This is a genomic window from Bradyrhizobium sp. NBAIM03, from assembly GCF_020194055.1.
In the GTDB taxonomy this organism is placed as follows: domain Bacteria; phylum Pseudomonadota; class Alphaproteobacteria; order Rhizobiales; family Xanthobacteraceae; genus Bradyrhizobium; species Bradyrhizobium yuanmingense.
This window is the reverse complement of the sequence record NZ_JADYVS010000024.1, coordinates 39422-51709: the sequence shown is the minus strand read 5'-3', so window position 1 is coordinate 51709 and position 12288 is coordinate 39422. Positions and strand designations below refer to the sequence as shown.

Annotated in this window: 14 protein-coding genes; 7 read left to right on the top strand and 7 right to left on the bottom strand. The window is 66.2% G+C overall.

Features of this window, described 5'->3' with window-relative positions; all coding sequences use genetic code 11:
• Window positions 1–22 precede the first annotated feature (22 nt).
• The 3 genes from I6F21_RS28690 to I6F21_RS28680 form a co-directional block, all read right to left on the bottom strand.
• Entirely contained in the window at window positions 23–835 is an 813-nt protein-coding gene (locus I6F21_RS28690) for a class I SAM-dependent methyltransferase (protein WP_225134939.1), read from the bottom strand.
• A gap of 130 nt (window positions 836–965) precedes the next feature.
• Window positions 966–1505, bottom strand: a complete 540-nt coding sequence (locus I6F21_RS28685; RefSeq protein ID WP_225183861.1) for a VOC family protein — start codon at window positions 1503–1505, stop codon at window positions 966–968.
• 25 nt (window positions 1506–1530) lie between these two features.
• Window positions 1531–2523, bottom strand: coding sequence for a tripartite tricarboxylate transporter substrate binding protein (locus tag I6F21_RS28680; RefSeq protein WP_225140437.1), 993 nt, complete (start codon window positions 2521–2523; stop codon window positions 1531–1533).
• 100 nt (window positions 2524–2623) lie between these two features.
• Here I6F21_RS28680 and I6F21_RS28675 point away from each other — a divergent pair, with 100 nt between their 5' ends.
• From I6F21_RS28675 to I6F21_RS28665, 3 genes are read left to right on the top strand one after another with little or no spacing between them, the layout of a single operon-like run.
• A complete protein-coding gene (locus I6F21_RS28675; protein ID WP_036026741.1) occupies window positions 2624–3322 on the top strand; it encodes a TetR/AcrR family transcriptional regulator in 699 nt (232 codons plus the stop codon).
• Entirely contained in the window at window positions 3300–3860 is a 561-nt protein-coding gene (locus I6F21_RS28670; RefSeq protein ID WP_225140436.1) for a carboxymuconolactone decarboxylase family protein, read from the top strand. The genes I6F21_RS28675 and I6F21_RS28670 overlap by 23 nt, the downstream gene beginning before the upstream one ends.
• Window position 3861: 1 nt before the next feature.
• Window positions 3862–4707: an SDR family oxidoreductase gene (locus I6F21_RS28665; RefSeq protein WP_225140435.1), complete on the top strand. Its 846-nt coding sequence runs from the start codon at window positions 3862–3864 to the stop codon at window positions 4705–4707.
• Window positions 4708–4758: 51 nt separating this feature from the next.
• Here I6F21_RS28665 and I6F21_RS28660 read toward each other — a convergent pair whose 3' ends face one another.
• Genes I6F21_RS28660 through I6F21_RS28645 form a run of 4 tightly spaced genes read right to left on the bottom strand, consistent with a single transcriptional unit; the run spans window position 4759 to window position 7321 of the window.
• Window positions 4759–5298 carry a DoxX family protein gene (locus tag I6F21_RS28660; RefSeq protein WP_225183860.1) on the bottom strand — a complete coding sequence of 180 codons (540 nt, stop codon included), beginning with the start codon at window positions 5296–5298 and terminating at the stop codon, window positions 4759–4761.
• A complete protein-coding gene (locus tag I6F21_RS28655; RefSeq protein ID WP_225140433.1) occupies window positions 5295–6077 on the bottom strand; it encodes a DNA-binding domain-containing protein in 783 nt (260 codons plus the stop codon). The genes I6F21_RS28660 and I6F21_RS28655 overlap by 4 nt, the downstream gene beginning before the upstream one ends.
• The gene (locus I6F21_RS28650; RefSeq protein WP_225140432.1) at window positions 6067–6981 is read right to left on the bottom strand and encodes a DUF692 domain-containing protein; all 915 of its coding nucleotides are present in this window, start codon (window positions 6979–6981) and stop codon (window positions 6067–6069) included. Before I6F21_RS28650 ends, I6F21_RS28655 begins: the two co-directional genes overlap by 11 nt.
• Before the next feature lie 34 nt (window positions 6982–7015).
• A complete protein-coding gene (locus I6F21_RS28645) occupies window positions 7016–7321 on the bottom strand; it encodes a DUF2282 domain-containing protein (protein WP_225140431.1) in 306 nt (101 codons plus the stop codon).
• A 308-nt stretch (window positions 7322–7629) separates the two neighbouring features.
• On the opposite strand from I6F21_RS28645, the gene I6F21_RS28640 reads away from it, so the two are divergent.
• From I6F21_RS28640 to I6F21_RS28625, 4 genes are all read left to right on the top strand, one after another.
• Window positions 7630–9720 (top strand): adenylate/guanylate cyclase domain-containing protein, encoded by a 2091-nt coding sequence (locus I6F21_RS28640; RefSeq protein ID WP_225140430.1) that lies wholly within the window; start codon window positions 7630–7632, stop codon window positions 9718–9720.
• 148 nt (window positions 9721–9868) lie between these two features.
• Window positions 9869–10453: a HutD family protein gene (locus tag I6F21_RS28635; RefSeq protein ID WP_225140429.1), complete on the top strand. Its 585-nt coding sequence runs from the start codon at window positions 9869–9871 to the stop codon at window positions 10451–10453.
• A gap of 101 nt (window positions 10454–10554) precedes the next feature.
• The gene (locus tag I6F21_RS28630) at window positions 10555–11760 is read left to right on the top strand and encodes an adenylate/guanylate cyclase domain-containing protein (RefSeq protein WP_036011675.1); all 1206 of its coding nucleotides are present in this window, start codon (window positions 10555–10557) and stop codon (window positions 11758–11760) included.
• A gap of 56 nt (window positions 11761–11816) precedes the next feature.
• Window positions 11817–12140, top strand: coding sequence for a hypothetical protein (locus I6F21_RS28625; protein WP_036011673.1), 324 nt, complete (start codon window positions 11817–11819; stop codon window positions 12138–12140).
• Window positions 12141–12288: the final 148 nt, after the last annotated feature.

Genomic DNA, 12288 nt, shown 5'->3' with positions numbered 1-12288 from the left:
GGGGCTTGCCTGCGGCGCAGGCTTATGGCCGCGCCGTGATCACCAGCGCCTGGATCTTGGCTTCGACCGGCCCGGATCCGTGGCGCGCGCGGATTGCAGCGGCGACAGCGTCCGTCGCGGCCTGAAGATCGCCGCCGCTTCTCGCCTCGATTTCGCCGCGCAGCGGGGTACCCTGGCAATACGCTAACGCCACGAGGTCTGGCGAGGCGGCGCGGCTGGTGGCTGCCAGTATTTCGATCGAGACGTTGCCGAAACCTGCGCGTGCAAGGTCGGCCCGTATGATCGCCTGGTCGAAATAGCCGTGGGGTGTCCGCGTTAGGAAGCGTGGCGGATCGTCGGGAAACAGCTTGCCCAGGGCGGTCGTTGCGTCATCGGCGAACACGTTCTCCTCGATGCGGTCCCAGACATTGAAAAGAAACGCGCCGCCGAGCTTCAGGACGCGCTTTGCTTCCGAATAGCCCTTGACGCGGTCCGGAAAGAACATCGCGCCGAACTGGCAGCAGACCACGTCGAACTCGGCGTCGCCGAACGGAAGCGCCAACGCATCCGCCTGGCGCCAGGAGATGCGGTCATCGCCCGCCTGATGCTGCGCCGCGACCGCGAGCATCGGCTCGTTGAGGTCGGTCGCAACGTAGCGGACGTTGCGCGGCAAAGCCGCCGCCACGGCGCGCGTCACGGCGCCGGTGCCGGCCGCGATCTCGAGCAGCGCGGAGGGCGAGAGCGCGGCGACGCGTCTTGCGATGTCGTCGGCGTATCCGGCGAAGATCATCGGGACGAGATGCTCATCGTAGAGTTTTGGGATGGAGCCGGCGAAAACCTTGTCAGTGTCTGACATGCCTGCCTCGCTGAAGGTTCGGAACGTGAGGCCCAACGTTACCACGGATGCGCCGGCAAGGCTGTGAAGGAGACCGGCTCAGCACGGCGTTGTGTGCTCAGCGAACATCGGCAAAACCGGTCAGCGAGCCTTACGATCTCCCGCCGCCGACCTCGCGGATCGGCCGCGTGCCGTCCCAGTTCAGTGCGGCCTGCCGCACCTTCTCGAAGAACGGGCCCTTGGTGCCGCTGATGTCGGAGATTTCGATCACCGTGCCCGGATGCGCCTGCGTGTCGAAATAGGCAAAGCGTCCCTTGTTGCCGCCGATCTGGCCCTCATGGCCGATCCGATAGCCGAGCCCGAGCGCCTTGTCGTAGAGCGCCTGATAGTCGTGGCTCCAGTACGACATGTGCTGGAGCCCTTCGTGCCCAGCATCGAGGAATTCCCTGTAGAGCGAGGGCGCGTCGTTGCGCTGCTGGATCAGCTCGATCTGGAGATCGCCGGAATTCGCCAGCGCAATGCTCATCTCGACGGCGGAATCCCGGCCGCGATGCCGGAACCAGTCGGTCTTGACCCGGTCCATGTAGTACCAGGGTCCGACGCCCATCACCTCGATCCAGTGCTTCATCGCGGCGTGGATGTCCCGCACCACATATCCGTTCTGGCGCACCGCGCCGAAGATACGGCTCATGCCCGCGCTCCTGTCGTCAGCTTACTCACTTGACCTCGATGCCCGCGTCCTTGGCAACCTGCTTCCAGGCCGTGATGTCGCGCGCGTTGATGTCGCGTTGCTCCTCGCCTGGCACGAATTGCGGGGTGATGCCGAGCGCCAGCAGCTTCTGCTTCACCACCTCATCGCCAAGGGTCTCCTTCAGGGCCGCCGACAGCTTCTGCGCGATCGGCGGAGCCACGCCGGCGGGCGCATACATCGCCCATGACAGGCTGCGGTCGAACGCGACGCCCTGCTCCTTGTAGCTGGCGATTTCGGGCAGGCTCGGCGACCGCTCGCCGCAGGCCGCCAGCGCCTTGATCGAGCCCTCCTTCACCAGCGGCGTTGCGGTGGCGACGTCGAGCGTCGCCAGGGAAATGTGGCGGCCGAGCAAATCGCCGGCCAGCTTTGCGATGCCGTTGAACGGCACGTGGTCCATCCTGATGCCGGTCTGCTGCATCAGGATCTCCGCGCAGAATTGTCCGGTCGAGCCGACGCCCCAGCTGCCGTACTGGATCGGCTCGCCCTTCTTGGCCAGCGCGACCAGACCCTTGATGTCATTGGCGGCAAAGTCCTTGGTTGCCACCAGCATGATGGAGGAGACGCCGACGCGCCCGATCGTCGTGAAATCCTTGATCGGATCGTAGGGCAGTTTTGGATAGATCGCGGGCGCCAGCACATGCGTGGTCATGCCGCCGACGGTGATGGTGTAGCCGTCATTGGCGGAAGTCGCGACCATCTGCGTGCCGATCGTGCCGGCGGCGCCGGTGTGGTTCTCGATATAGATGCTCTGCCCGAGCGTCTTGCCCATCCTCTCCGCAAGCAGCCGGCCGACTACGTCGCCGCCGCCGCCGGCCGCGTAAGGCAGCAGCATCCTGATCTTGCGGGTGGGGTAGGCGGCAGCATCCTCGGCGCGGGCGGACGGCGCCGCTGACAAGATCAGCAGCAATGATGTGACGATGCGAAGCGCTGCGATGGTTTGCGCGGCGTGGCTTGCCATGGCGTTCTTCCCCCAATTGCTCTCCGCTTATCGAGCGGAGTTGAAACGAACGATCGTTCGTACGGTTGACTAGCGAACGAGCGTTCGTTAGTCAAGCAGCATGGCTGTCGACACCTCCAGCGCGGCTGAAGCGGCTGCGCCCACGACGCGCGAGCGCATCCTCGCCGAAGCGCTCAATTTGTTCGCGCAGAGCGGCTATGGCGGCGCCTCGATGCGCGAGCTCGCGCGCCGCGTCGGCATCCGCGAGAGCAGCCTCTACAACCATTTCCCCGGCAAGGCGGCGATCCTCGAGGCGATCGTCAGCGAGCATGGCCCGGCCAGCTCGGCGAGCCGGCTGGAGGAGCCGCGCTACAAGCAGCTGGCGCGGCAGCCGGCGGAGTTCTGCCGGCAGTTCGCGCTCGACCTCGTCGAGCAATGGTCCGATCCGCGCGAGCACCAGTTCCAGAAGGTCATCACCGCCGAGCGCAACCGCGTGCCAGGCATTCGCGCCAAATTCGCCGATCATTTCTACGCGCGCGAGCAGAGCCTGATGACGGATTATTTCCGCGGCTTCGCGCTCGCCGGCCTGATCTCGACCACTGATCCGCGCGAGACCGCGCGGCTGTTCGCCGCCGGTCTGATCTACATCCGCCTCGAGCATTACGTGATGGGCGCGGTGCCGTCGCCGCGGCCGAAGGTGATCGAGGCGATCGACCGCTATCTCGCCTTCTTCCTGTCGCTGATCGCGGCAGGTCAAGACGCCGACAACAAGAAACGGAAGCCCAAGGGAGAAATGCGTGGCAAGGCTGCCCCTGATTGATCCGGAGACGACGAGCGGCGACATTCGCGCCTCGTTCGACCGCATGCCGGTCAAGCTCAACATCTTCCGCATGATGGCCCATGCCGAGGCCAACATGATTCCGGCGATGCGGCTCGGCAATTCCATCCTGCACAAGCAGAAGCTCAGCGCGGTCAACCGCGAGCTTCTGATCCTCCAGTCCGCCCAGCTCGAAGGCGGCGCCTACGAGTGGCGCCAGCACGTGCCAATCGCGCTCGGCGTCGGCTGCACGCAGGACCAGATCGACGCCGTCGAGCGTAGTGACTACGACGCCGCCGGCCTGAGCGAGGCCGAGCGCGCGCTGCTGAAGTTCGGCCGCGAAGTGGTCGAGAACGTCCGTGTCCCCGAGACCATCTTCGCGGCCGTGCGAAAACATTTCAGCGACCAGGAAATCGTCGAAGCCATCGTCGCGCTCGGCTTTTACATGATGATGGCGCGCCTGACCGAAGCAACGGAAACCGATCTCGATCCCGCCGCTGGCATGAAGGTCTATGACGGCGGCAAGAAGTCAGGCGGCTGAGATGGCGGACACCGAGAGCAAGCCGGAGCGTTACATTCGTCCGCCGAGCGCGGAATCATCCGGAGAAGCGCCGGGCAGGGGGCGCCTCAAAGGGCGCCGCATCCTGATCGTCGGCGGCGGCCAACGCGTGTTCGACGCAGCGAGCGATCCAATCGGCAACGGCCGTGCCATGAGCATCCTGTGCGCCCGCGAGGGCGCCAAGGTCGCGGTCGCCGATCTCAACCGCAGCTCCGCCGAACAGACGGTGAAGCGCATCACGGATGAAGGCGGCGACGGCTTTGCCATCGCGGCCGACGTTACCTCGGAGGCCGACGTCGTCCGCATGATCGACGAAGCGCGCCGCGCCATGGGCGGGCTCGACGGCATGGTGCTGAACGTCGGCACATTCGGCAAGGTCGGGCTCGATGCCGTCAGCCCCGAGGAGTGGAACAAGATCTACGACGTCAATGTCCGCGGCCCCATGCTGTGCTGCCGCGCCGGCTTGCCGAAATTCGACGATGGCGGCGCCATCGTCTTCATCTCCTCCATCGCCGCGCTGAAGGCGGGCTCGCAGATGGCGGTGTACGATTCCTCGAAAGCCGCGCTCGGCGGTCTGATGCGCAACATCGCCCATCTCGGAGCCCGCCGCGGCATCCGCGCCAATCTCGTCTATCCCGGAGTCGTCGACACCCCCAACGGCCGCGAAGCCGGCGCCGGCCGTCCCTCCCGCGGCAAGAGCCACATCCCGTTCGGCCGCCAGGCGACAGCCTGGGAGATTGCCTATGCCGTGCTGTTCTTCCTCTCCGACGAAAGCGTCTACGTCACCGCACAGACCCTCGCAGTCGATAGCGGCCTGAGCGGGATGTAAGTGCTCTTCTGTAGCCCGGATGGAGCGCAAGCGTAATCCGGGACCGATGCCTCACCGCGCAACCTGCCCCGGATTGCGCTGCGCTCCATCCGGGCTACGGATGCGACAGATCAGATGATCGAGCGAGATGTGCCCCGGCCCGTAAGCCATGAGGGCAAGCGCCATCGCCGCCCAAGTGAGGTGAATCGGCCAGCCGTCGGGCACCGTGAGCTCGACGATCACGGTCATGAACAGCAGCCCGAGCGCGGCGAACCGCGTGCCCAGTCCCAGCACCAGCAGGATCGGGAACATGATCTCGCCGGAGCCCGAGAGAAAGGCCATCACCGTCGGGGCCGGAAAGTGATAGGGCCCGCCGGGCAGATGCAGCATGAATTCGTCGCTGAACAGCGTCACCGCGGTGTCGTTGAGCTCGAGGAAGCCGCTCCATTTGAGCAGGCCCGAGCGCCAGAACGGCACGGCCAGCGCGAGGCGCAGCACCAGCTGGACCAGCGATGGCATCGCGAGCGCCTGCACCAGATGATTGGCTCTGTCGATGAGTGCTCCGGGCGACGGCAGGCCGCTGGCGGGCGTCATGGGCTGCTCCGTGATCATGATGGGTCTCCGCAACAGAGCGAGGTGAAGGCGCCGGCTTCGATCAGCCCGGCAATGTTCGCGGCGATGTCGAATTCGCTTGCCGCCTCCAGCGCCGCCGCCGCGGCTTCGCCGAGCGGCCGGCCCAACATGAGATGGTGCGCGAAGACCGCGCCGCCGGGTGGAAGGCGGCGCACGGCGACGTCGACTTCGCCGCGCGTGATCAGGGCATCCTCCGGCGTCGAGGCATCGATCCGCATAATCGGTGCGTCGTCGCGGTTGGCCGCAAAGATCGTCACGGCAGCGTAATTCGAACGCAGGCACCGCGCGGCCGGGTGCGGAATGAAAACCAGATCAGCCAGGCGGTCGGGCGTCACCGCCGAGAGCCGGGCCGGCGACAGCGGGATGGCGTCGGCGGCGTGATAGGCGTCGAGCCAGGCCCGCTCGAGACGCGCGACGTCGCCGAGCCAAGGCAGATCTTGCGCATGCTCGTAGGCTTCGATGAAGTCCGGAAAGTCGCGGCCATATTCGAACAGCAGCGGCGATGTCGGCGGATTGCTGCGCACATGGAAGCGCGCCATCGCGCGGAAGAAGTCGACGCCGGTGATGCGCTGCACCGCCGGATAGATCGCGGCGAGCGCGTCGATCAGGCTGACCGTGACGTTGTTGCGGTAGACGTCATAGCGCCGGCCAGCGGCCTTGCCGTTGGGGCCGGTCACGAATTCAGGCGTGCTGCGCTCCGGATCCAGCAACGCCGGCGCGAACGATGCGGCAAAACACAGGCCGGGTTCAGGCGGCATGACGCTCTCCTGCCGGTATGACGGACTGATGGCGGTCGAGGATCGCCTGGGCGGCCGCGGCTTCCGCTTGCAGCACCGGCCAGTCCGGAATCTTGCTGTCCCATTCGATCAGCGTCGGCACCGGCCCGCGGCGCCGGATCACGATCTCGTAGAGTTTCCAGACGGCGTCGGCCACCGGGCCATCGTGGCTGTCGATCAACAGCAGGTCACCTTCGTCGTCGGCCTGCTCGGCATGCCCGGCGAGATGAATTTCCTCGACGTGCGACAGCGGGAAATCAGCGAGGTAGTCGAGCGCAGAATATCCATGGTTGGCCGCGGAGACGAACACGTTGTTGACGTCGAGCAGCAGGCCGCAGCCGGTGCGCTCCGCAATGGCGCGGATGAATTCGGTCTCGTGCATGGAGGATTCGCGGAAGGCGAGATAGGTCGACGGGTTTTCCAACAGCAGCGGTCGCCGGATCGCCTCCTGCACCTGATCGATGTGATCGCAGACGCAAGCGAGCGTCGCCGCGGTATAGGGCAGAGGCAACAGATCGTTGAAGAAGCTGGTCTCGTGCGTCGACCAGGCGAGATGCTCGGAGACCAGCGCCGGCTGATAGCGCGCGACCAGGCCGCGGAAGCGCGCCAGATGCGCCTTGTCGAGCGGCCGGGGTCCGCCGATCGACATGCAGACGCCGTGCAGCGAGAGCGGATGGTCGCGGCGGATCGCCTCAAGCGCGCGATGCGGCGGCCCTCCGGCGCCCATGTAGTTCTCGGCGTGGACCTCGAAGAAGCCGCGCTGATCTTTTGCCTCGAGGATTGCCGGGAGGTGCTCGGGCTTGAAGCTCGTCCCGGCAACGCCGCCGATCGGCGTTGCGAAGCGGAGCGGCAGCGCTGCTGGCGGGGCCGGCTTGATCGTGCTCATCGTGCTGCTCCGTTCGCGCCTGCCGTTGCGCCGTTCAGATCGGCTTCAGCGAACCCTTCTTGCCGCCCGGCAGCTCGATGCTGGTGCAGGTGCCGCCCTTGACGAATTTCCAGGCATTACCCTGGTAGTCCACGGTCGAGGTGCCCTGGCAGGTGGTGCCCGGTCCCGCCGCGCAATCGTTCTGACCTTTCAGTGCGACGCCGAAGCACTTTTCTTTCTTGGCGGCGATTGCGGCATCGGCTTCGGCCTTGCTCAGGGGGGCGGCGGAGGCAAGGGTCGCGAGCGCGGTCGACACCGCACCGGCGAGGACGAGGGAGGTGACGGTATGTTTGGCAGACATCGAGATTCTCCTGTTCGAATGGTGCCGCCCGGCAGGCGAGCGCGCATGATCTCCTTCGTTCCGCGCGCCGCCCGTGTTACGGCGGGCTGCTCACGAAACCGTGAGATCGATTGGATCGGGCGCACGGTCGGTGCGCTTGGACGGGATTAGCGGGCAAGTGGGTGCCCAAATCCAATGCCTTGGCGCTATCGACACGTTAGAGCGAGAGCATTGGATGCGTCCGACCAAACTTGGCAGAGGTAACGGACGGTAGGAAATCTGCGTAGGAAGATGACAGGAGTCGCGCCCACCCAAAGGCGGATAAAACCATGAACGTCGATCCCGGACGCCAGCTGCGCGCGATCGCAAGGATGACGGTCAGTATCCGCCTTGCTGTCTCCGCGCTGGTCCTCGCCGCGATCCTGCTGACCGCGGCGCTCTCCAGCCTGCTGTGGTGGCGCACCGCGGAGGCGGCCAGCCGGCAGCTCGCCTCGACCATCAACGAGCAGATCGTCGCGGCGGTGCGCAAGGAGGTCTCGGCCATCGTCGACGAGGCGCGCGCCGCGCATACCGCGATCCGCACCCTGTTCCTCCAGAACGTGCTCGACACCCGCGAGGCCGACAAGCGTGAGTTCGTGTTCCTGTCACAATTGCAGTCGCAGGCGACGATTTCCTGGGTCGCGTTCGGCTGGCCCGACGGCTCCTTCTTCGCCGCGCACAAGCTCGGCGATCGGCGCCTGGAGATGATGGAGATCTCGCTGACGGATCATCCGGGCGAGCGCCGGGTCGACGAATATGACGTGGTGCCCGGCGACATCGAATTTGCCAACCGCCGCTTCGAGCCGACCGATTTCCGCGTCGCCGATCAGGCCTGGTTCAAGGCCGGCCTCGGCGCGGACGACCCGCAATGGTTCAGGGTCATGAACCACGCGACCGGCGAACGGCCGTCGATCGCCTTCGCCGGCCCGATCGACGTCTACCAGGAGCGGCAAGGCGTGCTTGCCGTCATCATCGAATACACCAGGCTTGCGCGGTTCCTGTCGCAGCTGGAGGTCGGGCGCACCGGCGCCGCCTTCATCGTCGACGGCAGCGGCGAGCTCGTCGCGGCGCCGGACAAGGACGCCGACGAGCTCCATCCGGCCCGCGGCGACACCGCGCTGCTGCCACTGGCGCGCGCAGCGCTCGGCCAGGCCGGGGAAGCCGGCCGCAAGGAGGCTTGGCGCAGCCGGCTCACCTCGGGCGGCGCGGCCTATGAGGTCGCGCTGACGCCGCTGCCGTTTCCCGGCTGGTCGCTCGCGACCGTGATCCCCGAGGCCGAATTTCTCGGGCCGGTCGAGACGACATTGCACCGCCTGATCCTCGGTCTCGCCGTCGGCGCCGTGCTCGCGGCGCTGGCCTCGGCGATGCTGGCGCGGTCCGTCATCGCCGCGCCGCTGTCGCGCGTCGTCGGCGAGCTGCGCTATGTCGAAGCCTTCGCGCTGGAGCAGGTCCGTCGCCATCCGTCGCGGCTCAAGGAGATCGCAAGCCTGTCGGGTGCCATCGCGGAGATGGCGGCCGGCCTGTCCGCATTCCGTAAGTTCATCCCGGCGGATCTCGTCCGCGGCCTGCTGCGCCAGGGCGTCGAGGCGAAGCCCGGCGGCAGCGTTCAGGAGCTCAGCGTGATGTTCATCGACATCGCCGGCTTCACCGGGCTGTCGGAGCGGCTCGGCGACCGCGTCGTGCCGCTGCTGTCGCGCTATCTCGACCTCACCTCGGAGATCATCGTCGCCAATGGCGGGACCATTGACAAGTTCATCGGCGATGCCGTCATGGCGTTCTGGGGCGCGCCGCAGCCGCAAGCCGATCACGCCGCGCGATGCTGCCGCGCCGCGCTCGCCTGCCGCAAGGCGATCGACCAGTCGGGCCTCGTCGACGATCTCGGTCAGCCGCTCCAGATCCGCATCGGCATCAATTCCGGCCGCATGCTGGTCGGCAATATCGGCTCGGAGCTGCGGCTGAACTACACCGTGATCGGCGATGCCGTGAATGTCGCGAGCCGGCTCGAAGGCGCCAACAAATCCTACGGCACGCAGATCCTGATCGGCGCGGCAACCGAACGTCTGGCGCGCGGCGCCGTCGTCACGCGCGAGGTCGACAGCATCGCGGTCTACGGACGCGAGGAGGGACTCTCCGTCCACGAGCTGATCGGGATGGTGAACGAGAATGCGGTCGGCAGCATCGGCTGGATCGCGGATTACGAACGCGGCCTCGCCGCCTATCGCGCCCGCCGCTTTGCCGATGCGCTGGCCGATTTCGAGGCGGTGCTGAAGCGCCGCGGCGACGATCGCCCAGCCGAGCTGATGCGGGACCGCTGCCGGCAACTGGCAGCAGCCGCGCCCAACGTCACTTGGCGGCCTGTGGCGGCATTGGCGTCGAAATAGCGACATCATCCGGGGACCTGTAGCCCGGATGGAGCGGAGCGTAATCCGGGGCCGGTGCTTCACGGCGCGAGCTAACCCGGATTGCGCTGCGCTTCATCCAGGCTACAAACTCGGTTACATTCCTGACTTTCCCGGATGAGTTCGAGACATGAAGACCACATTGCTCAATCCTGAAGACTACACCCGCTCGCCGTGGAAGAACGGCGGCGGCGTCTTCACCGACATCGCGGATGCGCATCGGGCCGATGCGCCGCGCAAGGACTGGGACAGCCTGCTCTGGCGCTTCGCGTCGACGCCGATTCTTGCGCCCGGTCCCTTCTCCCATATGCCCGGTATCGACCGCTTGCAGATGGTCGTCGAGGGGCGCGGGCTGGTGCTGAAGTCGCCGACGCAGGAATTCGACGAACGTGAACCTTTTACGACGGTGCGGTTCACCGGCGAGCTCGAGATCGTGACCGAGCTCGAGGCCGGTCCCGTCGAGGTCGTGAACCTCATGGCGCGGCGCGGCGCGGCCGAGATCGATCTCCTCGCGTTGAAGCAGCCCGGCGACCGGCACCTCGCCGCCGGCACGCATCTGGTCTACGCCCCGCGCGGCGAATGCCGCATCCGCCTCGACAACGAGGAATTTGCGATTCCCCGCACCGGCACGTTGAAGGTCGAGCTGGCCGGGCCGTCGCAGCTTGCGCTCGTCGCGGGTCTGGCGGTGCTGGGGTCGATCCGGCTTCTGGTCTAGAACCTCAGACCGATGCGCACAATCCATGCAACTAGCTAGGTTGACGCCGCCGGGCCGGCGCACGATATCTGCTGGCTAAACCGCAGCTCGAGGGGCAGGATATGAATGCGCCACACACATACGCCCCCACACTGGCCGACGGCGTCATCGACTGGCTGACCAACGGCACGCGCGACGAGCGCTTCATCGACGACATCTTCGCGCTGATGTGCATCCGCCTGCAGCAGGCGGGCATTCCGCTCAAGCGATCGACGCTTCACGTGATGATCCATCATCCGCAATGGCTGGGTGCCCGCATGATGTGGTCCGACGGCAAGCGCGAGGCGGAGATCACGCTGGCCGACTATGACGTTCGCGAGCGGTCCGAATATATCGGCAGCTCCGCCAACGAGATCCATGACGGTGCCGACGAGGTCCGCGAAAAGCTCGAGCAGGATTCCTCGCTCGGTCGCAAGCATGCCCTCTATGACGACATGCGGTCGCTGGGCATGACCGACTATGTGGCCTGGCCGCTGCTGCACACGCTCGGCAAGCGCCACGTCGTGACCTTCGCCACTGATCGTCCCGGCGGTTTCGAGGATGTCCACATCGCCGGCCTGAAGAAGCTGTTGCCGGTGCTGGCGCTGGTCAGCGAGATCCGCATCAAGAATCGCCTGGCGCGCACGCTGCTGGAAACTTATGTCGGCTCCCATGCCGGCGAGCTGATCCTGGCCGGCGCCACCAGGCGCGGCACCGGCACGACGGTGCGCGCCGCGATCATGATCTGCGACCTCAGGGACTTCACCAAGATCTCCGACAACTGGCCGCGCGACGATGTCATCGACCTTCTCAACGACTATTTCGACGCGATGTCGGAGCCGATCGCGCGGCACGGCGGCGAGATCCTGAAGTTCATCGGCGACGGGCTGCTCGCCATCTTCCCGCTGCATCAGCCGAACGCCTGCGCCAATCTTCTGCATGCGGTGGCCGAGGCGAGGGGAGCCATGGCCGCGCTCAACGATCGGAACAGCGCGACCGGCCGCGCGCCGCTGAACTACGGCATCGGCGTCCACGTCGGTGATGTCATGTACGGCAATATCGGATCTGCCCAGCGGCTGGATTTCACGGTGATCGGCCCGGCCGTCAACATGGCCTCCCGCCTGGAGGCGCTGACCAAGACGCTCGGCAGGAACGTGCTGCTGTCACGCGATTTCGCCGAGCTTGTCGAGAAGGAGTTCGCATTGGAGCATGTCGGCCGGCACGAGGTGCGCGGCTTCAACGCCCCCATCGAGCTCTATGCCTATCCGGCTCGCGCTATTTCCGGTTAGTTCCGGGGGCGTTCGGCAGGGCCTGTTGGCCCCCCTGGGTCTGCCTGGCCGGATCGTTGTCGCCCGGCCTCATCGTTGACGACTTCGCCGGTGCATTGGCGCCGCCGTTGTTGGCGTCCGACGACGTATTGAGGCTGGAGGCGCCCGCGCCGGTCGTGCCGCCGGTGCCGGTCGAATTGATGCCGGAGCCCGTCCTCGACGGCCCCGCGCCGCTTTGCGCGAAGGCGGAAGGAGACGAGGCGAGCGCCGCGATGAGCCCTGCTATGACGAGTGCTTTCATGTCCGCTCCTGTGCTCGGCCTGGTGCATGATCCGGACCCGGAGGGCCGCGCAGCGCAAAGTGCGCAGCGGTTTTCCAAAAAGATCATGCTCAAACAATAACCTGGAGCGCGATGACGGTTCATCCTAATCGCATCGCGCTCTAGGCGGCCCCGGCCCGGCATCCGGGGGCGGGCTTGAGCCGGGGCCGCCATTTGCCGGAATGGTGAGACGCCGGCGAAGGGCCAATGCGCGGGAACGCGTGGTCGTT